The organism is Pseudomonas kitaguniensis, assembly GCF_049199985.1.
Taxonomy (GTDB): domain Bacteria; phylum Pseudomonadota; class Gammaproteobacteria; order Pseudomonadales; family Pseudomonadaceae; genus Aquipseudomonas; species Aquipseudomonas kitaguniensis.
This window is the reverse complement of record NZ_JBLZPT010000002.1, coordinates 136251-162011: the sequence shown is the minus strand read 5'-3', so window position 1 is coordinate 162011 and position 25761 is coordinate 136251. Positions and strand designations below refer to the sequence as shown.

Sequence of the window (25761 nt, the reverse complement as noted above, 5' to 3'; positions counted from 1 at the left end):
AATCGGTTACGATTGGACAAAATGTCGGGGCTGGCTCTAAAAAACAAGGAAATCCCGGTTTGAAACTCAGTGATATTGCACGTCTCGCCGGTGTGTCCGTGACCACCGCCAGCTATGTCATCAATGGCAAAGCCGAACAGCAACGCATCAGCAGCGCAACCGTCGAGCGGGTGCGCGCGGTGGTTCAAGCTCATGGTTTTACCCCAAACCCTCAAGCGGCGGGGCTGCGCAGTCGGCATACGCGCACCTTGGGCTTCATCCTGCCGGACCTCGAAAACCCCAGTTACGCACGCATCGCCAAGCTCCTGGAGCAAGGTGCGCGGGCGCGAGGTTACCAGTTATTGATCGCCAGCTCCGACGACGAGGCGGACAGCGAGCGCCAACTGCTGCAACTGTTTCGCGCTCGGCGCTGCGACGCGCTGTTTGTTGCCAGTTGCTTGCCGGCCGGCGATGACAGCTACCGCGAACTGCAAGCCAAAGGCCTGCCGGTGATTGCCATCGACCGGGTCATGGAGCCTGAGCAGTTTTGTTCAGTGGTCAGCGACGACCGCCAGGCTTGCCAGCAACTGACCAGCAGCCTGTTGCAACCGCTGCCCAAGCAGATCGCGCTGATCGGTGCGCGCCCCGAGCTGAGCATCAGCCAGGAACGCGCCGCAGGTTTTCGCGAAGCGCTGCACGACTTCAGCGGCGAAATCATCGTCGAACAAGGCGAGGCGTTCAGTCGCGACTGCGGCCGACAGCTGATGGAAAAACTGCTGGAGCAACTGGGGCATTTGCCTGACGCGCTGGTGACCACTTCCTACGTGCTGCTGCAAGGCGTGTTCGATGCGCTGCATGACTTTCCGCTCAAGTCGCAGCCACTGCGCCTGGGCACGTTCGGTGACACTCAACTACTCGATTTTCTGCCATTGCCGGTAAACGCCATGGCTCAGCAACATCAGCTGATCGCCGACACCGCCCTGCGCCTGGCCCTGGCTGCCATTGAGGAAGAACAGTACACGCCAGGCGTGCAGGCCATCGGCCGAACCTTCAAGCAGCGAATTCACGAGGCCTGAGCGTGGAGCTGATCGACACCCACACCCACTTGGACTTCGCGGATTTTGACAGTGATCGCGGTGAAGTCCTTGCCCGCAGCCGCCAACTCGGGGTGCAGCGCATGGTGGTGTTGGGCGTGTCGCAGCAACACTGGCAGCGGCTGTGGGACGTGGTGCAGGCGGATGAAGGTTTATTCGCAGCCTTTGGCTTGCACCCGGTGTTCCTCGATGAGCATCGCGCCGCCGACCTGACGCAACTGGGCGAGTGGCTGACCCGCCTGAGCGGTCACCGCCAACTCTGCGCAGTGGGCGAGATTGGCCTGGATTACCTTGTTGAACACCTCGATCGCGAGCACCAGCAAAGCCTGTTTGAAGCCCAACTGAAACTGGCGGTGGACTTTCAGCTCCCGGCACTGCTGCACGTGCGCCGCAGCCACGCGGTGGTGATCGCCACGCTCAAGCGCATCCGCGTGCCACGCGGCGGTATTGTCCATGCGTTCGCCGGCAGCGTTGAGGAAGCCCGCGAGTACATCAAGCTCGGCTTCAAACTGGGCCTGGGCGGTGCGGCGACCTGGCCTCAGGCGTTGCGCATGCACACAGTGCTGCCGCAACTGCCGCTGGACGCCGTGGTGCTGGAAACCGACTCACCGGACATGGCGCCCGCCATGTACCCCGGCCAGCGCAACAGCCCGCAACACCTGCCGGACATCTGCACCGTCTTGGCCGAGCGTATGCGCATCAGCCCCTTATTGCTGGCCGAGACGAGTACGCGCACGGCGCGCGCGCTGTTCAATTGGTAAAGTGAAAGGCATCAGGGCAGTACGGTCCAGATCGCAAAGCCTGCATACCACAGCACTGCCGCACGCAGCAGCAATTCCCACAGGCGATCAAGACTGTTGATGCCGTCGGCACCCACCACCGGCGGCGGAATTTCAGCCGCCACCAAGCCGACTTTTTCCACCAGTTGTGCGGCGCTGATGTCCCAGCTCAGCAGTTCATGCAGCATCACCCGGCCGACCGCGACAAAGTTACCCACCAGGGCAAAACTCGCCGCCAGCAGGCGTACCGGCACCCAGTCAAACGCGTGGCGCAATTGCCCGGCACGCTCGGCGACCAACAGGTTCTGGCTGTGTTCACTCGCAAGCGCCAGCAGGCGATAGGCCAGCGCGGCGACCGGGCCGAGCAGGAAGTACCAGAAAATCACCGCGAAAAAGCTTTGGTAAGCCTGCCACAACACGTGCGCTTGAACGCGCTCCAGCAGTTGCTCGCCATTCTCGGCGGCAATCTGCAGGTCGCGCTCGGCCACATGCTCGGCGGCTTGCAGGTCGCCACGTCGCCACGCATCGCGAAACGGCCCGAGCCCGGCCAATAAATCGCCACGCCCCAGGCTGTAAATCACCACCAGCAAGTGCACCGGCAGCGCCAGCAAGCCATAAGCCACCGGCTCCAGCACCAATAGCAAGAGCGCCAGCAAGGCCACCGGCAACAACACCAGCAGCATCAGAATCAACCAAGGCTGTTTGCCCATGCGCGGGCTCGATTCCAGCTTGGCCAGCTCACGCAACCAGCCGCCGTCGCGCTGCAACCGCCGACGCAAGGCCGAAAATTTCTCAACCCACACCGCCAACACCAACACCAAAAAACTCATCGTGGTTGTCCTCCATCCTGCAAGGCGCTGCGAAAGCGCGCCCAATCAAAAGCCGGGCCCGGGTCGGTCTTGCGCCCCGGGGCGATATCACTGTGGCCACAAATACGCTGCTGGGTAATGCTCGGGTAGGCCACCAGCAACTGGCGCGTCAGGTCGATCAGCGACACATATTGCGCATCGGTAAAGGCTAGCTCGTCCGTGCCCTCCAGCTCGATCCCCAAGGAGAAGTCATTGCACACTTCACGCCCCTCAAAGCTCGAAACGCCGGCATGCCAGGCGCGATCCAGGCACGACACAAATTGCGTCACCGTGCCGTCGCGCTCAATCAGAAAATGCGCAGACACACGTAGGTCGGCAATCCCTTCAAAGTAGGGATGCTCCGTGACATCCAGGCGGTTCTGGAAAAACGCCTGCACCTTGCCGGTGGCAAACTGCGCCGGGGGCAAGCTGATGTTATGCACCACCAACAGTGAGATTTCGCCTGCGGGGCGCTCGTTGAAGTTGGGTGAAGGGCAATGACGAATGCCCTGGCACCAACCGCTGGCGGGGTCCAACTGCATACGGGTTCCTTTAATGAGACGAGGTGTTACCAGTATGCCGCGTTCAGCCCTGCGGTTGCGATCACTTGCCGCGATTGAGTTGCCTCAAGTTGCCCATCACCGACGCCAGCGCGCGGTCGAACAGCAGGCCATCGTCCAGCGCGCGCAGTGCGCCACGCTTAAACGCGAGGGCCAATTGGCCGGCGTCTTTCTCAAGGACTTTAAGCCCTGAGCGGCTGACAAAAATATAGCGGTTGGCCGGCGCCATGATCGCCAGCAGCTTGCAGCGCACCAGGCCCGCGGGGGCTTGCTGGAACTCAAACCAGCCGCCGACCCGCATCCGGTGGGCCTTGAGCAGGTCCGGGTCATCACTCGACAGGCTGTGTAGCGGCGCCGGCAAACCGGGGCTGAGTGAAAACGGCTCGCGTACCTTGACCCGGGTGTCGGGGTTCTCGCCGTCGAATGACTGAATATGCAGGGCTTGCAATCGGACAAAAAACCCGCGGGTACTGACGGAATCGAACGCCGCGTTGCTCAAGCCGTTGCGCAATGCCGTGAGCAACCCCGGCAGTTGCTCCAACAGGCGCCGGGCAGCCTCGGCGTCTTTGTGCAGGCCGACGCTCCAGACCAACTCGTCCAGGGTGCGCACCGCCGCCTGCCACTGCACCGATGCTTCGCCGTGATTAAGGCAGGCCAGCAACAAGACTTGGCTCCAGGCCTGTTGAACAAACTGCAGCACGAACTGCGGCAGCACCTTGCCCAGCAACCGCCGGTTGAGCACATCGGCTACATGCTGACGGGCGGTATGCGTGCGCACATGCCCAACCTCAGCCTCATAGGTGTGTTGTTCAAGCAATTCGCTGCGTCGCCGCTCATCGGCCATAAAGGCGCTGAATTGTGCCAACAACGGGGTAAAAATCGTCAGGTCTTCGACGAATTCATTCAGCAAACACTGCACCACCCGCTCGATATGCAGGTACAGGCTGTCGCGCTGGTAGTCAGCGTGCGGGCTCCAGGCCATGGCGGCGGCGGCAATGTCGTTGAGCAAGCGCCGCGCCGGGTGGTTGGCATGGCTGAAAAAACTCTTGTCCAGCACCACCACTTTCAATATCGGGATCTGCAAGCGGGCGATCAAGCCCTTGAAGGCCTCAGGCACCGTGTGGTCGTTGAGGATGAATTCGAACAGCAGGGCGATCAGGTTGATCACGTCTTCATCGGCGTCTTCCACCACGCGCGACTTGCCACTCTTGACACTGACGCGGGTCAACAACTGCCCAAGCTGGTTGCGCAGGTCAAAATCGTCTTCGGCTTCGGGCCCCGGCACATATTGCTGCAAATGCGACAGCAGGCGCAGCAGGTCGCGCGTGGCAATCGGCTGCCGTTCGGCGCTGGCTTCCAGGGTGGGCGCGACGCTGCCACGCACGGCGGCGAGCAGTTTCTGCAACGCGGCGAAGGCAGCCTGGCCGTTTTCATCATGCGGCGGGTCGACGCTCGGCACGCTGCCCTCACGCCGCTCGCGGGCCGCACGCCCGCCGCAGCGGCGTGATGGCACCGCCTTGAGTTCAGGCAAAACGCCGGTGGCGACCAGCAGTTGGTTGGCTTCGAAGTACAACGGGCCGGCGTCACTGAGCACGTATTTTTCAAACAGCTTGAGCATGATCAGCTTGACGCGAATCTCCACCCCCAGGCTGCGCCCCGCGCGCAAAAAAAATTCACACAGCAGCGCCGGGCCCAACGGGTTATCGCGCTCGTCCAGGGGTTTGCCAAGCAGCGCACTCAAGCGCGCGGTCAACTGCCCCAACGCCAAGCCATCGCGATGTCGCACTCGACCGAGCATGGCCTGCAACGCTGTGGCTTTTTCCAGATCGTCCCTTGAATTGCCGGGCGTCGCTTCGTAAGACACCACCGGCACCAGGTGCGGCTCACCCTGCCCGCTCTGGCCCAGGCTGGCGAACGCGGCAAACAGTTGCTCCATGAACACGCGCTCGAAACTCTTGCGTTTGAGGCGCAGGTCACGCATGGCTTCAAAAAAAATGTGATGGTCGACGTTACTGCGCGCCTTGTCGGCCATTTCGAACAGGGTGTCGTCGGCGTTATCGAACAGGTCCTGCAAACCTTGCTGCAACTGTTGGGCAGCCTTGTCGCGAACTTGCAGCAACACCACCGGCAGGCGCGCGAGCGGCGATGGCGTGGCCTGTGCTGTGTTGATGGGCACCACCTTTCCGACAAATTGCATCCTGGCCTCCTGAAACGGCGGTGTTGTTCGGGGGAAGATCGGAAGCAGCGCCCATTGGGCACTGCAAAAAACCGGCTACCACCAAGACGTCAAAGCTATGACGCCAATTGCAAGGCGCGAGATTATCTTGCAAATGAGTGCAGTTGTGCCAGCAAACTCTGCCATTGGGCTGCAAATGAATGGGTGGTATGGGTTCAAAGGCACTCTGCCTCTATACTCCTGGCACTTTGTTTGTGGAGCCTGTTATGCCGAATCTGCGTCTTGCCGACCTCACCGCCGAAATCGAAGCCAACGTGCGCCGCGCACTTCAGGAAGACATCGGCAGCGGCGACATCACCGCGCAACTGATCCCCGCTGAACGGCTGGCCAAAGCCACCATCATCACGCGCGAGGCGGCTGTTATCGCCGGTACGGCTTGGGTAGACGCGGTATTCCGCCAGCTCGACCCACGCGTGGCAGTGCATTGGCAGGTGGCGGACGGTGAGCGTGTCAGCCCCAACCAGGCGCTGTTTCACCTCGAAGGTCCGGCACGTTCACTGCTGAGTGGCGAGCGCTGCGCGCTGAACTTTTTGCAGACCTTGTCAGGCGTCGCCACACGCGCGCGGTTTCTGGCGGACGTTGTCGCCAGCACCAAGGTCCAACTGCTGGACACCCGCAAAACCCTGCCGGGCCTGCGCTTGGCCCAAAAGTACGCGGTGACCTGTGGTGGCTGCCATAACCACCGCATTGGTTTGTACGACGCGTTTTTGATCAAGGAAAACCATATCGCTGCGTGCGGCGGTATTGCGCAGGCGATTACCGCCGCGCACAAAATTGCGCCGGGCAAGCCGGTGGAAATCGAAGTGGAAAGCCTGAGTGAATTGCGCGAAGCACTGGCGGCGGGCGCCGACATCATCATGCTCGATGAACTGAGCCTGGATGACATGCGTGAGGCCGTGCGCTTGAATGCCGGCAAGGCCAAGCTGGAGGCCAGTGGCGGGATCAATGAAACCACGCTGCTGCCTATCGCTGAAACCGGGGTGGATTATATTTCCATCGGCGCGATGACCAAGGATGTGAAGGCGGTGGATTTGTCGATGCGCCTTAGCCTTTGAGAGGCTGGTTATGGCGCGCGGGCTTGTTCGCGTTGGGGCACGAAGTGGCCCTGAACCAAACAACCTGGTTTAACTGAAACTGCGCGGTGCCTGTATTGGGGCCACTGCGCAGCCCAGCGCGAGCGAGCCCGCGCGCCACAGCGAGCGGGCTGCGGGTTTGGCGCTTAGACAATCAGGTTATTCATCTCGCAATACTCATCCCATTCGACACCCAGTACCTCGGCTGCCTCTTTGTGCAAGGCCAGCCGTGCGGCTTCGAATTCTTCCGGTGTCGAGGTGTACTTGAGGCTCAGTTCCCAAGGCTGATAACCCTGGCTTTCCGCCTCATCCTCGAAGGCCCACTGGACTTGGTCGCGCTGGTCGTCAGCACTCAGGTCCTTGATCTCTTCTTTCAGATGCGGCGACTCATCGAGGTATTTGTCGAGAGCTTGTTGGTGCCGTGCTTCTTGGGTCAATTCAGTCGTGGTCATGTTGTTCTCTTTAGATCAAGGAATGGGGATGCATCTGGGTCATCAAGGTTGCGCAGATACTGAAGAGCGGGTGCAAATACCGGCTCGTCTGGCCTTCAGAACCATTCTGGGATCATCTGAAAACGTTGCCTTTGAAACAGTCTTGCCTGTGTGCCCGAGACAGGAATCGAACCTGCGACCTTCGCGTTACGAGTGCGCTGCTCTACCGGCTGAGCTACACGGGCTGTGGGCTAAAGCTAGCACCGCATTGGGCATGCGGCAACTAACTCGCCCACCGCCCGACAGGCGCTACGGTGCGTCGGCGCCGCAGCCTTTGGCAACGTATTGCGCGTCGGCCGTGGTGGCACACTTCCAGCCCGTAGTGGCGCTGCGCGTCAAGGTGATGGTCTTGCCCAGTACGGGCGCGGGTGCATCAAGGATTTCACAGCTGATGGCACCGGCACCGCTCGCGACATCGCCTGTCACCTCGATCTTGCAGTTGGCGGTGGGGCTGGTGCCACCGATCAAGGCCAGGGTGGGTACGCTGCCTTGGTTGAGGGTGTCTTCGTAGCCTGCCTTCAGCGCGCTGATTTCGGCCAACCCCGCCGTGAACTTGGCTTTGGCCTGGTGCTTGGTATACATGGGCAAACCGATGGTGGCCAAAATGCCGATGATCGCCACGACGATCAACAACTCGATCAAGGTAAAGCCTTTATGACGTATCACATTCACTCTCCAGAATAAAACCCATAACAAGGCGCGTCCTGCGCCCCGCATTTTACAACGGCGCCAGTGTACTCATCCGCGAACGGCCTATCGCGTGCAAGACGCACAATCTGACATTTTAACCTGCATCAGTTGCCTGCTCGCAGCCGCTACCTGACTACGCTGAGGCTTCGACTACCTGTGTGCGGAACGTGACATGAATGACGCTGCAACGATCTACGCCTGGGAAGGCATTAACCGCAAAGGGCGCAGAGTGTGCGGGCAAACCGTGGGGCATGACCTGGCGTTGATCAAGGCGCAACTGCGCCAGCAAGGGATTTGCCCCGGCCGTGTGCGCAAGCAGCACGCGCGCCTGCCAAGCTTCGCCCCGCCCATTAAGCCCGCTGATATTGCCCTGTTTACTCGCCAGCTCGCGACCTTGTTACGGGCGGGCATACCGCTGCTGCAAGCGTTCGATATTATTCGCGAAGGCTTCGACAACCGGCTGATGCGCGCGCTGGTGAACGGCTTGAAACAGGAGATTGCTGCGGGCAATAACCTGGCGGCAGCACTGCGCAAGCAACCGCGCTATTTCGATGACCTGTATTGCAACCTGATAGCCGCCGGCGAACAGGCAGGTGCCCTGGAAACCCTGTTGGAGCGCGTGGCAATTCATCTGGAAAAAAGCCAGTTGCTCAAGGCGCGCATCAAAAAGGCCATGACCTACCCTATCGCGGTGATAGTGGTCGCCTGCGTGGTCAGCACGATCTTGCTGGTCTACGTGGTGCCGCAATTTCAGAGCCTGTTTGCCGGGGTCGACGGCGAACTGCCCGGGTTTACCTTGAGTGTGATTGCCTTGTCCGAATTCCTGCAATACGCCTGGTGGATGCTCCTGCTTGGCTTGGGCGCGACAGCGGCCGCGCTGCGCCAGGCGTATCGGCAATCGCCCGTTTTGCGTCACGCGGTAGACGCCGGTTTGTTGAATACGCCCTTGGCAGGCACACTGCTGAAAAAAACTGCCGTCGCGCGCTTTGCCCGCACCCTCTCGACCACGTTTGCAGCGGGCGTGCCGTTGGTGCAGGCGCTGGATTCCGTGGCGGGGGCAGTCGGTAATGGGTTGTTCAAACAGGCGATCGAACATATGCGTCACGATGTATCCACAGGCATGCAGTTACACCACTGCATGGCCACCAGCGGGCTGTTCCCAGGCATGGCGATCCAGATGACGGCGATTGGTGAAGAATCGGGCACGCTGGATAGCATGCTCGAAAAAGTCGCCAATCATTACGAGGCCGATGTGGAGAACCTGGTGGATAACCTCACCAGCTTGATGGAGCCACTGATCATGGTGGTATTGGGCGGCATTGTCGGCGCATTGGTCATCGCCATGTACCTGCCGGTCTTCCAATTGGGGTCGGCATTTTGAGCCTGCTGCTGAGTGAACACCCCTGGTTGTTTGTCGCAATCGCGCTGGTGCTCGGCTTGATCGTCGGCAGCTTCCTCAATGTGCTGGTGTGGCGCCTGCCGAAAATGCTCGAACGCGACTGGCGCGCCCAAGCCCTGGAAGTGCTCGGTTTGCCGGCTGATCCTGCGCAACCGACTTATAACCTGATGTACCCCCACTCCTGCTGCCCGCATTGCAGCCAACCGATTCGCCCGTGGGAAAACATCCCACTGCTCAGCTACGTGATTCTGCGCGGGCGTTGCGCGCAGTGCCATAAACCGATCAGTGCGCGTTACCCGTTCACCGAGTTGGCCTGCGCGCTGATCTCGGCGACAGTCGCCTGGCATTTCGGCTTCGGCTGGCAAGCCGGCGCGGTGTTGCTGCTGAGCTGGGGCTTGCTGGCGATGAGCCTGATCGACATCGACCATCAACTATTGCCCGATGTGCTGGTATTACCGCTGTTGTGGCTGGGGCTGATCGTCAATGGCCTGGATGGGCTGGTGCCGTTGCACGAAGCACTGTGGGGCGCGGTGCTCGGGTACTTAAGCCTGTGGACGGTGTTCTGGCTGTTCAAGCTGATCACCGGCAAGGACGGCATGGGCTATGGCGACTTCAAGTTATTGGCGTTGCTCGGTGCCTGGGGAGGCTGGCAGATTCTGCCGATGACGTTGCTGATGTCGTCACTGCTCGGGGTAGCAGCAGGCTTGATCCTGATGCGTTTGCGCAAGTCGAAGGCGTCGACGCCGATGCCGTTTGGTCCATGCCTGGCAATTGGCGGCTGGATTGCATTGCTCTGGGGTGGTCAAATAACCGACTTCTATTTGCAGTCTGTCGGTTTCAGATGACCACTTCTGTTGCAACACCCTGGATCCTTGGCCTTACAGGCGGCATCGGCAGCGGTAAAAGCGCTGCCGCCCAGCACTTTATCGACTTGGGCATTGACCTGGTCGACGCCGACCATGCGGCGCGCTGGGTGGTCGAGCCTGGCCGCCCGGCGCTGGCGCGCATCGCCGAGCACTTTGGTGCAGGCGTGCTGCGGCCTGACGGCACGCTGGACCGCGCTGCGTTGCGCACACTGATCTTTGAAGTACCCCAACAGCGGCGCTGGCTGGAAGCCTTGCTGCACCCGCTGATTGGCGAGGAGATTCGCAGCCACTTGGCGCGCGCGCGGTCACCCTACGCGATTCTGGTGTCGCCGCTGCTGGTCGAGTCGGGCCAGCACAGCATGACCCAGCGCATTCTGGTGATCGACGCGCCCCAATCACTGCAGATTCAGCGTACCCTGCTGCGCGACGGCATCAGCGAACACCAGGTGCAGGCGATTTTGCAGGCGCAGTCCAGCCGCGAAGACCGCCTGAACCATGCCGATGACGTACTGGTCAATGACCAGGACCTTGCCTGGCTGCACAGCGAGGTCGAGCGACTGCACCACTTTTACCTTACTTTGCGTGGAGGCCGATCATGAGCCAACCCTTGACCGTCGACTGCCCAACCTGCGGTGCACCCGTGGAATGGAAAGCGGCCAACCTCAACCGGCCGTTCTGCTCGGACCGCTGCAAACTCATCGACCTCGGCGCCTGGGCGGCCGAGGAACACAAGATTCCGGTGGCCCCGGATGCCGAAGACGAACTGTTCTCCGAAGACCTGCCGCCGCGCCATTAAGGCCGCATAAAGGCGTATTCCTGCTGGTCGTCGAGGTTTTCTGCAAGGTATTGCAGCTCGTCGGCCAGGTCCTCGAAACTGCGCACGCCTTTGCTCTGCTGCACCACTGCACTGAGCATCGCGCGCAGGGTCAAGCCTGGGTCAAAGCCGATTTCCTGTGCGGCGTCCTGGCTTCTGCGCAACTCCTGCCGCGCCCATTCGTAAACACTCATGATCCGTGCTCCCGGAAAAATTTTGCAGAGCATGAGCCTGCGCGGCTGCGCGGGATTTGATCTGGGTCAACGCCGCGAATCGTCGGCCTTTCTACGTTTCTTTGTCAGCCTCGACACAACTTGGCATACATTTTTCTTATAAAACCGCGCGAGCAGTTCTTTTGCTGGAATCACGCCTTCCAGAGTGCGCAACCCGCACCAATTGCAAGCAAAGACGTAAACGCCGTCCACCTTCAGTGCAAAGACTGACCAAAAGTCATGTCAATGATTGGCTGTTTTAAAGGAATTAGAACGATGTCCGATGTACGCACGCGCTTAACAGAACTCCGCCTTTTGCCCCTCGCGTTTGGCCTGTATTTGCCCTCCTGCGATATGCCTGCCCCTTCAGGCACCGACACATAGCCTCAACTGCGTCGCCGCGCCCTGCGTTTGCATGGGTGCTGGATAGACGCACCCGTCCTTTTTGAGTGCCCTCACTTGGCTGCGACTTCTCGCGCAGCCGACGCGGATAGCTTTGCTTTGAAAAAAGGTCTGTCATGTCGGAATTTGACGCTATCACCGTTCCTCCCAAACGGCCGTGGGCCTTTGTGTGGCATTACATACGGCTGTATCCGCGCTGGCACTGGGCAATCGTGGTGTTGCAGGTGGGCGCGGCCCTGTTCGCAACGCTGATGCCCTATTCGATTGGCCGCATCACCAGCGCGGTGAGCGAGGGTGCGTGGGAGCAGGCTGACCTGTTAACCGCCAGCCTGCCCTCACTGGGGTTGTTGTGCGGGCTCGCCGTGGCCCAAATGCTCTGCGCACGGGGCGCCACGCTGTGCATGATCATGATGCGGCCGGATCAGAAAATTCGCATCGTGCGTGACTTGTTTGCCTACTTGCAGCGCCATTCGGCGCGCTATTTCGGCGAGCACTTTGCCGGCAGCCTGGCGCATCGCATCGGTGAAGGCAGTATTGGCCTGCTGGAAATTACCTGGTCGCTGGCAATCGAGATGCTGCCGATTTTAGTCGTGTTGCTCACCAGCCTGGCGCTGCTGACACAGGCGTCACCCTGGCTGGGCCTGGGCTTGCTGGTATGGATAGTGGCGTACACGCTGTTGGCGTTTGTGCTTTCACGCAAGGCTCAGGTGTTGGCGGCCACGCATGCTCAGGCACGCAGTATCACCACCGGCAAGATCGTCGACGCGGTGAGCAACTTGAGCAGCATCCGCCTGTTCGCCCGCCAGGACTTTGAGCTCGGCTACCTGAGCCGTTACCAGACCCGTGAAAAACAGGCGGCGCAACGCTCGTTTTTCTATCAGGAAAAAATCCGCTTGTTGCAGGACAGTCTGTCGGTTGTGCTGCGCGTCGGCCTGGTCGCCTTGGCGCTGTACTTGTGGCATGTGGGCAAAATCGATGTAGGGCAGTTCGTGATGGTGGCGACACTGGGCCTGATGATCGTGGCCCAATGCAGCTTCCTGAGCATGCAGTTCATGCACTTCTTCGAGTGCACCGGCAATATCGAAAACAGCCTCGATACCTTGTTGCAATCGCACGAAATGCCGGACCAGGCGAGCGCCCTGCCGACCACTGTGCAAAAAGGCTCGATTCAGTTTCGCGACGTGAACTTCGCCTACGGCCCTGGCAAACCGATATTCAAACACTTCAACCTGCATATTCGCCCCGGCCAGCGGGTAGGCCTGGTCGGCCTTTCCGGTTCAGGCAAGTCGACACTGCTCAACCTGCTGCTGCGTTCATACGACCCGCAAGCTGGCACCGTCGAAATCGACGGCACCAATATTCAGCAGATGACCCAGCAATCGCTGCACAGCCAAATTGGCTTGATCCCACAGGAACCCGGCCTGTTCCACCGCACCCTGCGCGAAAACATTGGCTACGGCGACGTACTCGCCAGCGAAGCGCAAATCGTGCAGGCAGCCCGGCGTGCGCATGCACATGAGTTCATCCTGAATATGCAGGACGGCTACGACGCATTGATCGGCGAACGCGGGGTGAAACTCTCGGGCGGCCAACGCCAACGCATTGCCATTGCACGTGCGTTGCTCAAGAACGCGCCTATTCTGGTACTCGATGAAGCCACCGCCAGCCTCGATTCAGAAACCGAAAGCCTGATTCAAAGCAGCCTGGACGACATCATGGCCGGCAAAACTGTCGTGGTCGTGGCGCACCGACTGTCAACTATCGCTCACTTGGACCGCATTATTGTGCTGGACAACGGTTTGATTGTTGAAGACGGCAGCCATCATCAACTACTTGAACTTCGCGGTTTGTATTACCGGCTATGGCAGCATCAATCGGACGGCTTGTTGAGCCAAACCGATGCGCCAGAACATGACGTGTTAGTCACCTGATAAACACCCTGCAGTGCGGCGGTTCGCGCGGCACCCTTTATAACTTTATGTGTATAGATGTTAACTAACTGATAAGACCCTGGACTAAGTTCAAGGTCTTGCGCTGAAGAAGGACCGTCAATTGATGAGTACCGCCCAGTCTTCACTCAGGCGATTTATGCAACAGTGTGAGCATGTACCTGGCTTTATTTCACTGCGCCTGGTTGAACAACAATCGCAGTCTTTGGCTGTGACCCGAAACATTATTGAGCCACCCGCCCAACGCAATGAATGCGGGGTAATGGTGTGTGTGCACGTTGATGGCCAACAGGGTTTTGCCGCCACCAGTGACATCAGCCAATCCGGATTGCGCTACGCACTGGATCGCGCCACCCAAACGGCCCAGGCACTGCGCGGTCGCGGCTTGTTGAAATACACCACGGCGTACGTGCAAGGCGTGCACGCCCATTACCGCTCGCCCGAACTGGACACGCCGCTCCCCAACACTGCCGAGTGGCTGGCACTGTTAATGCAAACCTCGCAGCAAGTGCCGAAGGACCCGCGACTGGTGCAGTGGTCCTGCAGTGTGCGCGTGGTGCGCGAACAACAGCTGTACCTGGATAACCAGGGCAACGACATTCAGCGCACACAACAACAACTGTTTCCGGCACTGGCCGTCACTGCATTTGATGGCCACGAGAGCCAGCACCGCTCCTATCAATTGGCGCAGCAAGGCAGTGCGCGCCTGGTCACCGAGTCAGGTTTTACGGAGCAAGCGCAGCGCGTGGCGGACCAGGCCTTGCAACTGCTGATGGCCCCCAACACCCCGAACGGCGTGCGCGACGCGCTGCTGATGCCGGACCAAATGATCCTGCAAATCCACGAGTCCATCGGTCACCCGCTGGAGCTGGACCGTATTCTGGGGGATGAGCGCAACTATGCTGGCACCAGCTTTGTCACGCCGGATATGTTCGGCCATTACCGCTATGGCTCGGAACTGCTGAATGTCAGCTTCGACCCGAATGTGACCGGCGAACTGGTCAGTTACAGCCATGACGATGAGGGCCTTAAGGCCGAAAAACACCTGTTGATCGAGCAGGGGATTTTGCAACGGCCCATGGGCGGCGCGCTGTCGCAGGCCCGCAGTGACTTGCCGGGCGTTGCCAACAGCCGCGCGTGCAATTGGAACCGCGCTCCGATTGACCGCATGGCCAACCTCAACATCGAGCCTGGCGATCAAAGCATGCAGCAACTGATTGGCGGCATCGAACACGGCATTCTCATGGCCACCAACCGGTCGTGGTCGATCGACGACGCGCGCAACAAGTTCCAGTTCGGCTGCGAATGGGGCCAATTGATCGAAAACGGTGAGTTGGGAGCGGTCGTCAAAAACCCCAATTATCGCGGCGTGTCATCACAGTTCTGGCGCAATTTACGCGCCGTGGGCGATGCATCGACCCTTCGGGTGATGGGCACGGCCAACTGCGGCAAAGGCGAACCCAACCAGGCGGTCACCGTGGGCCATGCGTCGCCGGCCTGCGTGTTCAGCGAAATTGATGTGTTCGGAGGCCAGGCATGATGAATAACAAGTGCCCATTCGCCGTTGAGTTCAAGGCGCTGCAACAGTGGCTCACGCGCCAGTTGCGCGCCGATGAACATTTCACCCTGCAGTACGAGGCTGAAGACAGCCAGTTTGTACGTTTCAATCACGGCAAAGTGCGCCAGGCCTACCCTGTGCTGCAAATCGAATTGACGCTTCGCGTGATCCGCAACGAACGACACAGCAGCACACAAATAAACCTCAGCGGCGCGTTCGAACACGATGTCGCGCAGTTGGGCGAAACCCTGCAGCAATTGCGCGATGTACTCGACGTGCTGCCCGCCGACCCTTATTTATTGCTCAACACTCAGGACTGGCAATCCGAGCGCCATGTGCCGGGTTTTGTGCCGCCGATGCAACAGGTGATCGACACGATCTACCGGCTCAGCCAAGGCCTCGACATGGTCGGCATTTACGCCGCGGGCACGTTGTACCGCGGGTTCGCCAGCAGTTGGGGCGCGTATGGCTGGCATCAATGCGCCAACGCGTTGTTTGACTGGAGCCTGTTCAATGCCAGCGGTGAAGCGGTCAAAACCACCTACGGTTCGGCGCAGTGGGATACCCAGGCATTAACCGATTTATTTGGGCACGCTCGCGAGCAGTTGGAACACCTGAACAAGCCGCGAATCAAGCTCGAACCCGGCCAATACCGTGCCTACCTCGCCCCGGCGGCAGTCGATGAAATACTCGGCATGCTCAGTTACGGCGCGTTTTCGGCCAAGGCGCTCGCGACCCGACAAAGCCCACTGCAACAGTTGCAGTTAGGCAAGCAACAGCTCTCGACACGGGTCAGCCTGCGCCAACAATCGTCCACCGGCTTTGAGCCGGGTTTCAGCCACGACGGCGTACTGGCCGAAGACGTCAATTTGATTGAAGCAGGGCAGTTGGTCGGCCAATTGGCCAACTCGCGCTCGGCTGCCGAATATGCGCTGCACGGCAACGGTGCAGGCGAGCAAGAAATGCCGCATTCATTAGTGATGGCGCCCGGCGAGCTGGCGACTGCGCAGGTGTTGCGCGAGCTGGGCACCGGCTTGTACATCAGCAACCTGTGGTATTTGAACTACTCAGACAGCGGGGCCGCGAGGCTCACCGGGATGACGCGCTTCGCCACCTTTTGGGTAGAGAACGGGCACATCGCCGGCCCGGTTGAAACCATGCGGTTTGATGACACGGTGTACAACCTGCTGGGGGCTAATTTATTGGCGCTGACCCGCGAACAGGTCTTGTGCATCGACGCCGCAACTTACGCGCGCAGGCAACTCGGCAGCCGCATTGTTCCGGGTGCTCTTTTAGAGCACCTGACACTGACTTTATAAATAACGCGCCGCGCACCGCACTACTAAATGGCAGTGCGTTGTAAGGATGGTGCACTGCCTTGAGCGTTTCCGAGAACATGAGCGGATTGTAGGACAGTCACGTGTTTAATGGCCCCGCCAAGACTGTCAAAACATACAACTTCAATAGCCTTGAAACTTGTAATCAACGCATGCCTGAAAAAATCACTGGCCGTTTATATAGAAACACTTACAAAAAACCTGAATCGGCATTTTTGGCATAGCTGTTGCTATGAACAATGTAACAAGCGTAATACACCCACTATTACTGGATCCAATTCACAACAAGAAAGGAGCTGTAATGATTACTCTCTCGCCATAGTGGCCAATGCATTGCACCGGTGAGTTATCACTTGTACAGGCGCCCATTTTTATAACTGTTAAATGAAATGATTAGTTCTCGTCCCTGCGTGCAAGGGCGAACGGAGCCTTATTGCCCTTCTTTTAGTCGAGGGACTCTTAATGAGTGACGAGGTAAAACACAAAGAGCGGCCTGAGCCACTCATCGGCGCCGAGCGGATGCAGCAGTGGATGCGTATCAGGCATGTGCCTAACGCGTCGCAACCGGGCGGGCTGAGCAAGCCGTACATGTTGCTGTTGATCGCCGTGGTTGCGCTGTTGCACGGCGGTGCTTGGTGGTTTTTTCAGCAGGCCAAGGCAGCCCCATTGGTGACGCCGCCCGAGATCCCGGAGATGACGGTCGAACTCACCAGCCCGGCGCCACCGGCACCGCCTGTAGAAGAGCCGCCACCCCCTCCACCTCCACCGCCGCCACCGCCGCCCGAACCGGAGACGCCGCAGGAAGATGAAGATGCGGTAAAGGAACCACCGCCAAAACCGGTGGAGAAACCCAAGCCTATCGAGAAACCCAAGCCTGTGGTCAAGCCAAAGCCGCTGCCAAAACCGCAGCCGGTCAAGCCCGCGCCACCGGCACCGGCCGCTCCGGCAGCGCCCGCAGCTGCGCCCACACCGGCGCCTGCAGCACCCGCGGCGGCACCCGGGCCGGTCAAGGAAACCGCCGCGGTGTCCGGGTTGGCCAGCCTCGGCAACCCGCCACCGGAATACCCGTCCCTGGCATTACGGCGCAACTGGGAAGGGTCGGTGGGGCTACGCATCAAAGTGCTGCCCAACGGCCGCGCAGGTTCTGTGGAGGTGATCAAGTCCAGCGGCAAACAAGCCCTGGATGACGCCGCCGTTGAGGCTGTACGCAATTGGAAGTTTGTGCCGGCCAAACGCGGGGATACCCCGATAGAAGGGTTTGCGACGCAGACAATCGCTTTCAAGTTACCGGAATAACCCAGTCGAGTGCCGACATTCATTTAAGCCGCGTTATTAAACCGCAGTGCGAGGTATAGCCATGAACGAGTCTCTGTCTTCCATGATTGTCCCGGGGGTACTTTGGGCATTGGTGCTGTTTTCGGTGATCAGTTGGGCGCTGTTGCTCATCAAGTCATCGCAATACTTGCGTCAGAAATCCCAGAACAACCAGTTCACCAAGGTCTTCTGGGCCGCGCCGGATCTGTTGACTGCCGCTGAACACGCCAGCCAATACCCAGGCTCGCTGGCGCGCATCGCCAACAGCGGTTTTGAAGCGATGATTATCGATGACACGCCGCGCAATACACAGCAGTTGGCCCACACCATCAACCGCGCCGACCGCCTGGAGCGCAACCTGCGCCAGCAGATTCAAAAAGAACGCCGCGCGCTGGAAAGTGGCCAGGCGATTCTCGCCAGTATCGGCAGCACCGCGCCGTTTATCGGCCTGTTCGGCACGGTCTGGGGCATCATGGAAGCCCTGCAAAGCATCGGCGCCAGCGGCTCCGCCAGCCTTGAAACCGTCGCCGGGCCGATCGGTCACGCGCTGATCGCGACCGGCGTGGGCATTGCCGTCGCCGTGCCTGCGGTGCTGATTTACAACTTCTTCCTGCGTCGCCTGAAACTCGCATCGGCCAACATGGACGATTTCGCGCATGACTTTGACGCCCTCGCCCAACGCAGCGACTTTGCCATCGACCGCCAGGCCATCTCCGCCAAGCGCTCGCCCGTGCGGGAGGCAAGCTGATGTCGTTCTCAACCCAAGACAGCGATGAAGTGCTCAGCGAAATGAACGTCACGCCGTTGGTCGACGTGATGTTGGTGTTGCTGGTGGTGTTCATCGTGACCACGCCGATGATGACCAACGCCATCAAGATCAACTTGCCCAAGACCGATGCGGTCGCCACCGAGAAAAAGAAAGACCCGGTGGTGGTCAGCGTCGACCAGGACGGCAAGTTTTTCCTGGCCAAAAACGAAGTGGCCCCCGAACTTCTGGAAAAAAGCCTGCAGGACGTGAAGGCCCAGGACCCGGAAGTGCGGGTTCAGTTGCAGGCCGACGCTTCGGTCAATTACGGCCAGGTCGCCAAGGCGATGGCCTCGATTGAGCGCTCCGGCATCACCAAAATTTCGGTGATGACCGCAAGGTAACGCTCAACTTCACGCCCCTGCGGTAGCGCGCATGTGCGCTACCGCAGGAACTGCGTAGCCCGCTGTAACAAGCCATGCAAGGGCACTTTTGCCCCCGCAGGGGAACGGCTTGCTTGAAGAAAGTGTTTTGCGCCGGGTCGACAAAGCCCAAACGGAATCATGAAGGTCCACGAGACCATTCCAACAAACATCCAATAAAGTCGGAATCAACCATGCAGATGAAGAGTTCAGGTTTCACCCTCAAACCGCTCGTTGCAAGTGTTCGGCGGCATCGTTTTGTGCCCTTGTACCTGGTTGCCATGGGGATCACCGCAGGCCAGTTGCAGGCCGCAGAAGCCACCGTGAGCACCGACACAGCGGCGCCCGCCCCCACCACCACGCAACTTGACCGCGTGGAAGTGACCGGTTCGGCGATTCGCCGGGTCGATGCTGAAACCGCGGTGCCCATCACCATTCTGCGCACCGAACAGTTACGCAGTGAGGGCGTGACCACCACCGCTGAAATCATGCAGCGGGTCACGGGCAACCAGTCGCTGCGCAACTCGGCCAGCTCCGTGGGCCAGTCCACCGGTGGCTCCAGCTTTGCCGACATGCGCGGCATTGGTTCCAACAAAACCCTGGTACTGCTTAATGGCCGGCGCTTGGGCAACAACGCCATCGACGGCGCTTCGGTTGACCTGAACACCATCCCTTTCGCCGCCATTGACCGTGTTGAAGTGTTGCGCGACGGCGCATCGGCTTTGTACGGCACTGACGCGATTGGCGGCGTGATCAACTTCATCACCAAAAAATCCATGACCGACGGCACGCTTTCGCTGGGCGGCGAAGGCGCCGATGCCAGCGGTGGCGGCAACAGTCACGACGTGAGCGCAAGCTGGGGCTTTGGTGACCTGGAGCAAGACCGTTTCAACCTGATGGCGGTGATGAACTACAACAAGCAAGACAGCCTCAGGGCCAAGGACCGCACCTTTGCCACCTCGTACGCACCCGGCCGTGGTCTGGACCAGACCTCGGGCACTTCTTTTCCGGCCAACTACAGCCAGGGCGGTGTGACCACTAACCCGCTGTCCAGCGGCAACTGTAACGGGCCTAACCTGGTGTCACGCCAGGGTGTGTGCCGCTTCAACACCACCGACTATCTGGACTTGTTGCCCGAGACCGAAAAAACCTCCTTCTTCGGCAAGGCCACCGGCAAGATCACCGATGAAGACAGCGTCAGCCTCGAATACTTCTGGGCGCGCAACAACAACGCAGTCGGCATAGCCCCGGCACCTTTGACCGGCCTGAGCATGGACCCGACCTCGCCATACTTTCCCGGCAACGGCATCACCCCTGCGTCGACCAACGCCTCGTTCGACGCAACCCAACCGGTCGACCTTAACTGGCGCGAAACCGCAGCCGGCGGGCGCCAATCCAAAGACCAGAACACCAGCCAGCGTCTGGTCCTGAGCTTTGACGGCGTGGCCAAGGGCTGGGATTACAACGTTGGCGCCTCGTACAACCAGAACCAGGTGCTTTCCAGCGTCACCGGCGGGTATGTCAGTGACGCGGCGATGATCAATGGCATCGCGGACGGCATCATCAACCCGTTTGGTCCGCAAAGCGCTGCCGGGCAGGCGCTGATTGACGCCAACCAATACCATGGCCAGTACTCATCCTCTGTGGGCCGCGTGACCGGGCTGGATGGCCGGATGAGCCGTGAAGTGGGTGACTGGTTTGGTGCCGGGCCTGCTGGCCTGGCGATTGGTGGCGAGTTCCGCCAGGAAAAATTCCATCAAAGTTACGAGGCCTTTGCTGCGGACATTTCCAGCCTGGGCGTCGACCCCAACGGCAGCGTCGAGGGCGACCGCACCGTCAAGGCGGTGTACACCGAGCTGAACGTGCCGGTATTCGACAGCCTGGAGTTGTCGGCCGCCGTGCGTCACGACAAATACAGCGACTTCGGCAGCACCACCAACCCGAAATACTCGTTCCGCTACCAGCCGTTCAAAGAAGTGGTGGTGCGTGGCGCGTACAGCGAAGGCTTCCGCGCCCCGTCGCTGTATGAGCTGTACAACCCGCAATACACCACCTTCACTCAGGGTTATTACAACGACCCGAACCTGTGCACCGGCGGTGTGGTGCAAGCGGGCGGTAACGCCGGTCGCGATTGTGGTCAGCAGTTCCATAACCGCACGGGCGGCAACACCAATCTGTCGCCTGAAAAAGCCCGTAACGTGACGGTGGGGTTCGTCTATCAACCGGTACGCAACTTGTCGATGGGCCTGGACTTCTGGTGGATTCACATCGCCAACCAGATCGCCGAGTTCCCTGAATCCACCGTGTTTGACGACCCGAACGCTTACGCCGATCGTTTCATCCGCAACGCCGATGGCACTCTCAACTACGTGCAAACCGGGCTGGCTAACCTGGGTGCAGTCAAAACCAGCGGCGTCGATGTGTCGCTGGACTACAAGTTCCCAAACACCCCGTTCGGCCAGTTCGGCCTGGGCCTGCAAGGCACTTACGTGTCGCGTTATGACTACCAGACCACGATTGGCGGCAGTTACACCGACAACGTCGGCGCGTTCGAAGGCAAGGGCATGATCGCGCGCTGGAAACACGTACTGAGCGGCACCTGGAACCTGGGCGCTTACCGTGCCTCGCTGGTCAACCGCTTTACCAGCGGCTACGACGACGCCGACCCCGAGACCCACTCGCGTGTTGCCTCTTACACCCTGTGGGACCTGTCCGGTGGCTACACCTTCAACAAAACCGTGGACCTGGATGTAGGGGTTAAAAACATGTTTGACCGCAACCCGCCGTTCTCCAACCAGGCTTATAACTTCCAGAGCGGCTACGACCCACGTTACAGCGACCCGATGGGCCGTACGTTCTTTGCCCGTGCGACGTACCACTTCTGAGTGAACACCGGTGCAGGTCCACTCCTGCCTGTACCGGTGCAAATTGCGAGCTCGCAAACCCCGGCGCTTTTCGACACGCAGCGCCGGGGATTTTTCCACGCACTCGACGGTTCAACACGCGGTACAAGGAAACTCCATCATGTGTTCGTTAATCCTGCCCCTGCTGCGTTTTTTGCTGGTGCCTGCGTTGTTTTGCGTGTGCATGAGCGTGAATGCTGCACCCAGCCAAGCCATGACGGTGTATGGCGAAGCACCCAAATACCCGGACAATTTCCAGCACTTCGATTACGTCAATCCCAACGCGCCCAAAGGCGGTTCGTTGAGTCGAGCGTCCATGGAAATCGGCCAATTCAATTACATCGTGCCGTACATCGACCAGGGCACCGGCGTCATCCAGGTTGATCAATGGGTGTATTCGCCCTTGGCGTTTCGCTCACTCGACGAGCCCTACACCGTCTATGGCTTGATCGCGCAGAAGATGGAGCGCGACCCTGACGGCCTGTGGGTACGTTTTTACGTGAACCCCAAAGCGCGTTTCGCCGACGACACGCCGATCACTGCGAACGACGTAGCGTTCACCTACACCACCCTGATGACCAAAGGCAGCCTGAGTTTTCGCATGCTGTATGGCGAGGTCAAAGACATGGTGGTGGAAAACCCGCTGCAAATTCGCTTTGACTTCAAGAACAACCAGAACCGCACGCTGGCCCTGGATTTGGCGAGCATGCGCATTCTGCCGGAACACGGCTGGAAGACGCGCGACTTCGCCACCGGCGGCGGCTTTGAACCGCCGCTGGGCAGCGGGCCGTATTCGGTCAGCCAGGTAGACCCCGGGCGCAGCATCAGTTTTGAGCGCAACAAAAACTGGTGGGCCAAAGATTTGCCGGTCAGCAAGGGCTTGTACAACTTCGACCGCTTGACCGTGAACTTCTATGCCGACACCGACATTGCCCGGCAACTGCTCAAGGCCGGCGCGTTTGACTATAACCGCGAGTTTTCGGCCACCGGCTTCAGCATTGGCTATGACGGCCCGGCGCTGGCCGACGGGCGCTTGCAACGCGGCGTTTTTGCGAAAGAAAAACCCGGCACCGCTCAAGGTTTTGCGTTCAATTTGCTCAACCCGTTTTTCCAGGACCGCAGGGTACGCCAGGCGATCAGCCTGCTGTGGGACTTTGAGTGGACCAATAAACAGATGATGCGCAATTTTTATGTGCGCCAGCAAAGCTACTTCCCCAAAAGCGAAATGGCCGCCACCGAGCTGCCCGACGCCCGCGAGCTGGAGATTCTCGAACCGTTGCGCGGCAAAGTGCCGGACGAGGTGTTCAACCAGGTTTACCAGGCACCCAAAACCGATGGCAGCGGTTATATCCGCGACAAACAACTGCAGGCACTGGCGCTGCTCAAGGCCGCTGGCTGGCAGCCCAAAGGCAATAAGCTGGTGAATGACCAGGGCCAACAGTTGAGGTTTACCTTTCTGGACGGTCAAGGCGGTTTCGACCGCATGATCCTGCCGTTCAAACGTACGCTGGCACAGATCGGCATCAACATGGACATCCGCAAGATCGACTCGGCGCAGTACATCAACCGGGTCAACGCCCGCGACTACGACATGATCGTGGTGCAGTTCCCGCGCGGCGGCCAACCCATCGTTTCGCCGGGCCGCGAAATGTATGACATGTACGGCTCAGGCAGCGCCACCCAAGTGGGTGCCTCCAACGCCTTTGTACTGCGCGACCCCGCCGTCGACACGCTGATTGACGGCTTGGTGCAGGCGAATAATCGCGACGACATGGTGCATTACGCCCGCGCACTCGACCGAGTGCTGCAATGGGGCTACTACATGATTCCCAACTATTACTCGGTCGGCACGCCCACCGTGTACCTCAACCGTTTCGGTCGGCCTGCGCGTGAGCCCAAGTTTGACGAGGGCCTGGACAGCTGGTGGGAAGTCAGCAAAACCGCGCTGACCACTGCCGACTTCAGCAAGGCCAACGCACCGTCGGAGGGGCATTGAGATGCTGCATTACATCAGTCGACGTTTACTGCTGATCATCCCCACCCTGCTGTGCATTCTGGTGGTCAATTTTTTGATTGTGCAAGCGGCTCCCGGCGGCCCGGTGGATCAGGCCATCGCCCGTTTGCAAGGTTTCAGCGGCGCGGCCGTGGGCGGTGGCGGCGGCGAAATGGCCGCCGCGAATGCCGGTGCCAGCCGCAGTAGCCGAGGCCTTGACCCGGCGCTGATCGAAGAAATCACCAAGCACTACGGTTTCGACAAACCGCTGCATGAGCGCTTGTGGCTGATGCTCAAGAACTACGCCCAACTGGATTTCGGCAGCAGTTTCTTTCGCGGCGCCAAGGTCACCGACCTGATCCTGCAAAAGCTGCCGGTGACTATCTCGCTTGGGCTCTGGGCCACTTTAATCACCTACCTGGTGTCGATCCCGCTGGGCATTCGCAAAGCGATCCACAACGGCAGCACCTTTGATATGTGGACCAGCACCGCCATCATCATTGGCTACGCCATGCCCGCGTTTCTGTTTGCGATCTTGCTGATCGTGGTATTCGCCGGCGGCAGTTATGTCAGTTGGTTCCCGATTCAGGGGCTGGTCTCGGACAACTTCGACAGCCTGAGCTTTTTCGGCAAAATCGGCGATTACCTGTGGCACATGGTGCTGCCGGTCAGCGCCTTGGTGATCGGCGGTTTCGCCACCCTGACCATCCTCACCAAAAACAGCTTCCTCAACGAAATAAGCCGCCAGTACGTGGTGACGGCGCGGGCCAAGGGCTTGACCGAACAGCGCGTGCTCTACGGCCATGTGTTGCGCAACGCCATGTTGCTGGTGGTGGCCGGGATTCCCCAGGCGCTGATCGAGGTGTTTTTTGCCGGCTCGCTGCTGATCGAAACCATCTTCAACCTCGATGGCATTGGCCGCATGAGCTACGAAGCCGCCGTGTCCCGCGACTACCCGGTGGTGTTCGGCACGCTGTTTCTGTTCACCCTGTTCGGGCTGTTGATCAAATTGATTGGCGACCTCTGCTACACCCTGCTCGACCCCCGTATCGACTTTTCGGCGAGGACTGCCTGATGTTCACCCTGTCTCCCTTGGGCCGTCGACGCCTCGCCCACTTCAGGGCCAACCGCCGTGGCTGGTGGTCTTTGTGGCTATTTGTCGGCCTGTTTGTGCTGTGCCTGGGCGGTGAGCTGATCGCCAACGACAAGCCGCTGGCGATTCACTACAAAGACCATTGGTATTTTCCGATTGTGGCTGAATACATCGAGACCGACTTTGGCGGCGAGTTGCCCTTCGAGCCCGATTACCGCAGCGACTACGTGCGCAAACTGATCGCCGATCAAGGCGGCTGGATGCTGTTCGCGCCCATTCCGTTCAGCTACGACACGGTCAACTACGACCTCAGCGAACCCTCGCCCAGCCCACCCACCACGCATAACTGGCTGGGCACCGACGAACAAGCGCGCGACGTCTTGGCGCGGGTGATTTTTGGGGCGCGGATCTCGATCCTGTTTGCGCTGATTCTGACCGCCGTCAGCGCCTTGATAGGCATTACCGCAGGGGCCTTGCAGGGCTTTTATGGCGGGCTGGCCGACTTGATCGGCCAACGCGTGCAGGAGGTCTGGGCCGGGCTGCCGGTGCTGTACCTGCTGATCATTTTGTCCGGGTTCGTGGCACCGAGTTTCTGGTGGCTGCTGGGCATCATGGCGTTATTCAGCTGGCTGGCGCTGGTGGACGTGGTGCGCGCGGAGTTCCTGCGCGGGCGCAACCTGGAATACGTCAAAGCGGCGCGGGCATTGGGCCTGACCGACGGTGCGCTGATGCGCCGGCACATTCTGCCGAATGCCATGACCTCGACCCTCACTTACCTGCCGTTCATTTTGACCGGCGCCATTTCGACCCTGACCGCGCTGGATTTTCTGGGCTTCGGCATGCCACCGGGCACCGCCTCATTAGGCGAGTTGATCGGCCAGGCCAAGCGCAACCTGCAAGCGCCCTGGCTGGGCCTCACGGCGTTCTGTGCACTGGCGTTGATTTTGTCGCTGCTCGTGTTTATCGGCGAAGCCTGCCGTGATGCTTTCGACCCCCGGAGTTGA

23 protein-coding genes and 1 tRNA gene are annotated in these 25761 nt (G+C 59.7%); 17 read left to right on the top strand and 7 right to left on the bottom strand.

Features of this window, described 5'->3' with window-relative positions:
• Positions 1–59 precede the first annotated feature (59 nt).
• Entirely contained in the window at positions 60–1055 is a 996-nt protein-coding gene (gene cra / locus ACOZK9_RS04680; RefSeq protein ID WP_058412740.1) for a catabolite repressor/activator, read from the top strand.
• A gap of 2 nt (positions 1056–1057) precedes the next feature.
• The gene (locus ACOZK9_RS04675) at positions 1058–1834 is read left to right on the top strand and encodes a TatD family hydrolase (protein WP_421555365.1); all 777 of its coding nucleotides are present in this window, start codon (positions 1058–1060) and stop codon (positions 1832–1834) included.
• Between the two features lie 11 nt (positions 1835–1845).
• On the opposite strand, the gene ampE is transcribed toward ACOZK9_RS04675, so the two are convergent.
• The 3 genes from ampE to ACOZK9_RS04660 all read right to left on the bottom strand — a co-directional run bounded on the left by ampE (position 1846) and on the right by ACOZK9_RS04660 (position 5457).
• Positions 1846–2682 carry a regulatory signaling modulator protein AmpE gene (ampE, locus tag ACOZK9_RS04670; protein WP_152748937.1) on the bottom strand — a complete coding sequence of 279 codons (837 nt, stop codon included), beginning with the start codon at positions 2680–2682 and terminating at the stop codon, positions 1846–1848.
• Entirely contained in the window at positions 2679–3242 is a 564-nt protein-coding gene (gene ampD, locus ACOZK9_RS04665) for a 1,6-anhydro-N-acetylmuramyl-L-alanine amidase AmpD (RefSeq protein WP_122251203.1), read from the bottom strand. Before ampD ends, ampE begins: the two co-directional genes overlap by 4 nt.
• Before the next feature lie 61 nt (positions 3243–3303).
• A complete protein-coding gene (locus ACOZK9_RS04660; RefSeq protein WP_152748936.1) occupies positions 3304–5457 on the bottom strand; it encodes a DUF1631 domain-containing protein in 2154 nt (717 codons plus the stop codon).
• Between the two features lie 245 nt (positions 5458–5702).
• On the opposite strand from ACOZK9_RS04660, the gene nadC reads away from it, so the two are divergent.
• Positions 5703–6551: a carboxylating nicotinate-nucleotide diphosphorylase gene (nadC, locus tag ACOZK9_RS04655; protein ID WP_421555364.1), complete on the top strand. Its 849-nt coding sequence runs from the start codon at positions 5703–5705 to the stop codon at positions 6549–6551.
• 164 nt (positions 6552–6715) lie between these two features.
• Here nadC and ACOZK9_RS04650 read toward each other — a convergent pair whose 3' ends face one another.
• The 3 genes from ACOZK9_RS04650 to ACOZK9_RS04640 form a co-directional block, all read right to left on the bottom strand.
• Complete coding sequence (locus ACOZK9_RS04650) at positions 6716–7021, bottom strand: DUF6388 family protein (protein WP_099235433.1); 306 nt, start codon at positions 7019–7021, stop codon at positions 6716–6718.
• Positions 7022–7172: 151 nt separating this feature from the next.
• Positions 7173–7245, bottom strand: a tRNA-Thr gene (locus tag ACOZK9_RS04645).
• Between the two features lie 64 nt (positions 7246–7309).
• Positions 7310–7723: a pilin gene (locus ACOZK9_RS04640; protein ID WP_122251210.1), complete on the bottom strand. Its 414-nt coding sequence runs from the start codon at positions 7721–7723 to the stop codon at positions 7310–7312.
• Between the two features lie 199 nt (positions 7724–7922).
• On the opposite strand from ACOZK9_RS04640, the gene ACOZK9_RS04635 reads away from it, so the two are divergent.
• From ACOZK9_RS04635 to yacG, 4 genes are read left to right on the top strand one after another with little or no spacing between them, the layout of a single operon-like run.
• Complete coding sequence (locus tag ACOZK9_RS04635) at positions 7923–9131, top strand: type II secretion system F family protein (RefSeq protein ID WP_058412746.1); 1209 nt, start codon at positions 7923–7925, stop codon at positions 9129–9131.
• On the top strand, positions 9128–9994 hold the full coding sequence (locus ACOZK9_RS04630) for a prepilin peptidase (protein WP_152748934.1): 867 nt from the start codon (positions 9128–9130) through the stop codon (positions 9992–9994). Before ACOZK9_RS04635 ends, ACOZK9_RS04630 begins: the two co-directional genes overlap by 4 nt.
• Positions 9991–10614, top strand: coding sequence for a dephospho-CoA kinase (coaE, locus tag ACOZK9_RS04625; RefSeq protein WP_058412748.1), 624 nt, complete (start codon positions 9991–9993; stop codon positions 10612–10614). The genes ACOZK9_RS04630 and coaE overlap by 4 nt, the downstream gene beginning before the upstream one ends.
• Entirely contained in the window at positions 10611–10811 is a 201-nt protein-coding gene (yacG, locus tag ACOZK9_RS04620; protein WP_005784677.1) for a DNA gyrase inhibitor YacG, read from the top strand. The genes coaE and yacG overlap by 4 nt, the downstream gene beginning before the upstream one ends.
• On the opposite strand, the gene ACOZK9_RS04615 is transcribed toward yacG, so the two are convergent.
• The gene (locus ACOZK9_RS04615; protein ID WP_003171680.1) at positions 10808–11023 is read right to left on the bottom strand and encodes a hypothetical protein; all 216 of its coding nucleotides are present in this window, start codon (positions 11021–11023) and stop codon (positions 10808–10810) included. The genes yacG and ACOZK9_RS04615 overlap by 4 nt on opposite strands.
• 536 nt (positions 11024–11559) lie before the next feature.
• Between ACOZK9_RS04615 and ACOZK9_RS04610 the strand changes: the two genes are divergently transcribed.
• From ACOZK9_RS04610 to ACOZK9_RS04565, 10 genes are all read left to right on the top strand, one after another.
• Positions 11560–13374 carry an ABC transporter ATP-binding protein gene (locus ACOZK9_RS04610; RefSeq protein WP_152748933.1) on the top strand — a complete coding sequence of 605 codons (1815 nt, stop codon included), beginning with the start codon at positions 11560–11562 and terminating at the stop codon, positions 13372–13374.
• Between the two features lie 124 nt (positions 13375–13498).
• Positions 13499–14932, top strand: coding sequence for a TldD/PmbA family protein (locus ACOZK9_RS04605; protein WP_421555363.1), 1434 nt, complete (start codon positions 13499–13501; stop codon positions 14930–14932).
• Positions 14932–16269 carry a metallopeptidase TldD-related protein gene (locus ACOZK9_RS04600; RefSeq protein WP_421555408.1) on the top strand — a complete coding sequence of 446 codons (1338 nt, stop codon included), beginning with the start codon at positions 14932–14934 and terminating at the stop codon, positions 16267–16269. The genes ACOZK9_RS04605 and ACOZK9_RS04600 overlap by 1 nt, the downstream gene beginning before the upstream one ends.
• Before the next feature lie 480 nt (positions 16270–16749).
• The gene (locus ACOZK9_RS04595) at positions 16750–17583 is read left to right on the top strand and encodes an energy transducer TonB (protein WP_058412751.1); all 834 of its coding nucleotides are present in this window, start codon (positions 16750–16752) and stop codon (positions 17581–17583) included.
• A gap of 61 nt (positions 17584–17644) precedes the next feature.
• Positions 17645–18349 (top strand): MotA/TolQ/ExbB proton channel family protein, encoded by a 705-nt coding sequence (locus ACOZK9_RS04590; protein ID WP_099235424.1) that lies wholly within the window; start codon positions 17645–17647, stop codon positions 18347–18349.
• The gene (locus ACOZK9_RS04585; RefSeq protein WP_058412753.1) at positions 18349–18750 is read left to right on the top strand and encodes an ExbD/TolR family protein; all 402 of its coding nucleotides are present in this window, start codon (positions 18349–18351) and stop codon (positions 18748–18750) included. The genes ACOZK9_RS04590 and ACOZK9_RS04585 overlap by 1 nt, the downstream gene beginning before the upstream one ends.
• A gap of 212 nt (positions 18751–18962) precedes the next feature.
• On the top strand, positions 18963–21653 hold the full coding sequence (locus tag ACOZK9_RS04580; protein ID WP_421555362.1) for a TonB-dependent receptor: 2691 nt from the start codon (positions 18963–18965) through the stop codon (positions 21651–21653).
• A gap of 139 nt (positions 21654–21792) precedes the next feature.
• Positions 21793–23667 carry an extracellular solute-binding protein gene (locus tag ACOZK9_RS04575; RefSeq protein ID WP_421555361.1) on the top strand — a complete coding sequence of 625 codons (1875 nt, stop codon included), beginning with the start codon at positions 21793–21795 and terminating at the stop codon, positions 23665–23667.
• 1 nt (position 23668) lies between these two features.
• Positions 23669–24739, top strand: a complete 1071-nt coding sequence (locus ACOZK9_RS04570) for a microcin C ABC transporter permease YejB (protein WP_058412756.1) — start codon at positions 23669–23671, stop codon at positions 24737–24739.
• The gene (locus ACOZK9_RS04565) at positions 24739–25761 is read left to right on the top strand and encodes an ABC transporter permease (RefSeq protein ID WP_122250743.1); all 1023 of its coding nucleotides are present in this window, start codon (positions 24739–24741) and stop codon (positions 25759–25761) included. Before ACOZK9_RS04570 ends, ACOZK9_RS04565 begins: the two co-directional genes overlap by 1 nt.

Bases quoted from the DNA above. Each gene is read 5' to 3' on its own strand.
- ampE (WP_152748937.1), bottom strand. From the start codon at position 2,682: ATGAGTTTTTTGGTGTTGGTGTTGGCGGTGTGGGTTGAGAAATTTTCG.
- ampD (WP_122251203.1), bottom strand. From the start codon at position 3,242: ATGCAGTTGGACCCCGCCAGCGGTTGGTGCCAGGGCATTCGTCATTGC.
- ACOZK9_RS04660 (WP_152748936.1), bottom strand. From the start codon at position 5,457: ATGCAATTTGTCGGAAAGGTGGTGCCCATCAACACAGCACAGGCCACG.
- nadC (WP_421555364.1), top strand. From the start codon at position 5,703: ATGCCGAATCTGCGTCTTGCCGACCTCACCGCCGAAATCGAAGCCAAC.
- ACOZK9_RS04650 (WP_099235433.1), bottom strand. From the start codon at position 7,021: ATGACCACGACTGAATTGACCCAAGAAGCACGGCACCAACAAGCTCTC.
- ACOZK9_RS04635 (WP_058412746.1), top strand. From the start codon at position 7,923: ATGAATGACGCTGCAACGATCTACGCCTGGGAAGGCATTAACCGCAAA.
- coaE (WP_058412748.1), top strand. From the start codon at position 9,991: ATGACCACTTCTGTTGCAACACCCTGGATCCTTGGCCTTACAGGCGGC.
- yacG (WP_005784677.1), top strand. From the start codon at position 10,611: ATGAGCCAACCCTTGACCGTCGACTGCCCAACCTGCGGTGCACCCGTG.
- ACOZK9_RS04615 (WP_003171680.1), bottom strand. From the start codon at position 11,023: ATGAGTGTTTACGAATGGGCGCGGCAGGAGTTGCGCAGAAGCCAGGAC.
- ACOZK9_RS04610 (WP_152748933.1), top strand. From the start codon at position 11,560: ATGTCGGAATTTGACGCTATCACCGTTCCTCCCAAACGGCCGTGGGCC.
- ACOZK9_RS04605 (WP_421555363.1), top strand. From the start codon at position 13,499: ATGAGTACCGCCCAGTCTTCACTCAGGCGATTTATGCAACAGTGTGAG.
- ACOZK9_RS04600 (WP_421555408.1), top strand. From the start codon at position 14,932: ATGAATAACAAGTGCCCATTCGCCGTTGAGTTCAAGGCGCTGCAACAG.
- ACOZK9_RS04595 (WP_058412751.1), top strand. From the start codon at position 16,750: ATGAGTGACGAGGTAAAACACAAAGAGCGGCCTGAGCCACTCATCGGC.
- ACOZK9_RS04590 (WP_099235424.1), top strand. From the start codon at position 17,645: ATGAACGAGTCTCTGTCTTCCATGATTGTCCCGGGGGTACTTTGGGCA.
- ACOZK9_RS04585 (WP_058412753.1), top strand. From the start codon at position 18,349: ATGTCGTTCTCAACCCAAGACAGCGATGAAGTGCTCAGCGAAATGAAC.
- ACOZK9_RS04580 (WP_421555362.1), top strand. From the start codon at position 18,963: ATGCAGATGAAGAGTTCAGGTTTCACCCTCAAACCGCTCGTTGCAAGT.
- ACOZK9_RS04575 (WP_421555361.1), top strand. From the start codon at position 21,793: ATGTGTTCGTTAATCCTGCCCCTGCTGCGTTTTTTGCTGGTGCCTGCG.
- ACOZK9_RS04570 (WP_058412756.1), top strand. From the start codon at position 23,669: ATGCTGCATTACATCAGTCGACGTTTACTGCTGATCATCCCCACCCTG.
- ACOZK9_RS04565 (WP_122250743.1), top strand. From the start codon at position 24,739: ATGTTCACCCTGTCTCCCTTGGGCCGTCGACGCCTCGCCCACTTCAGG.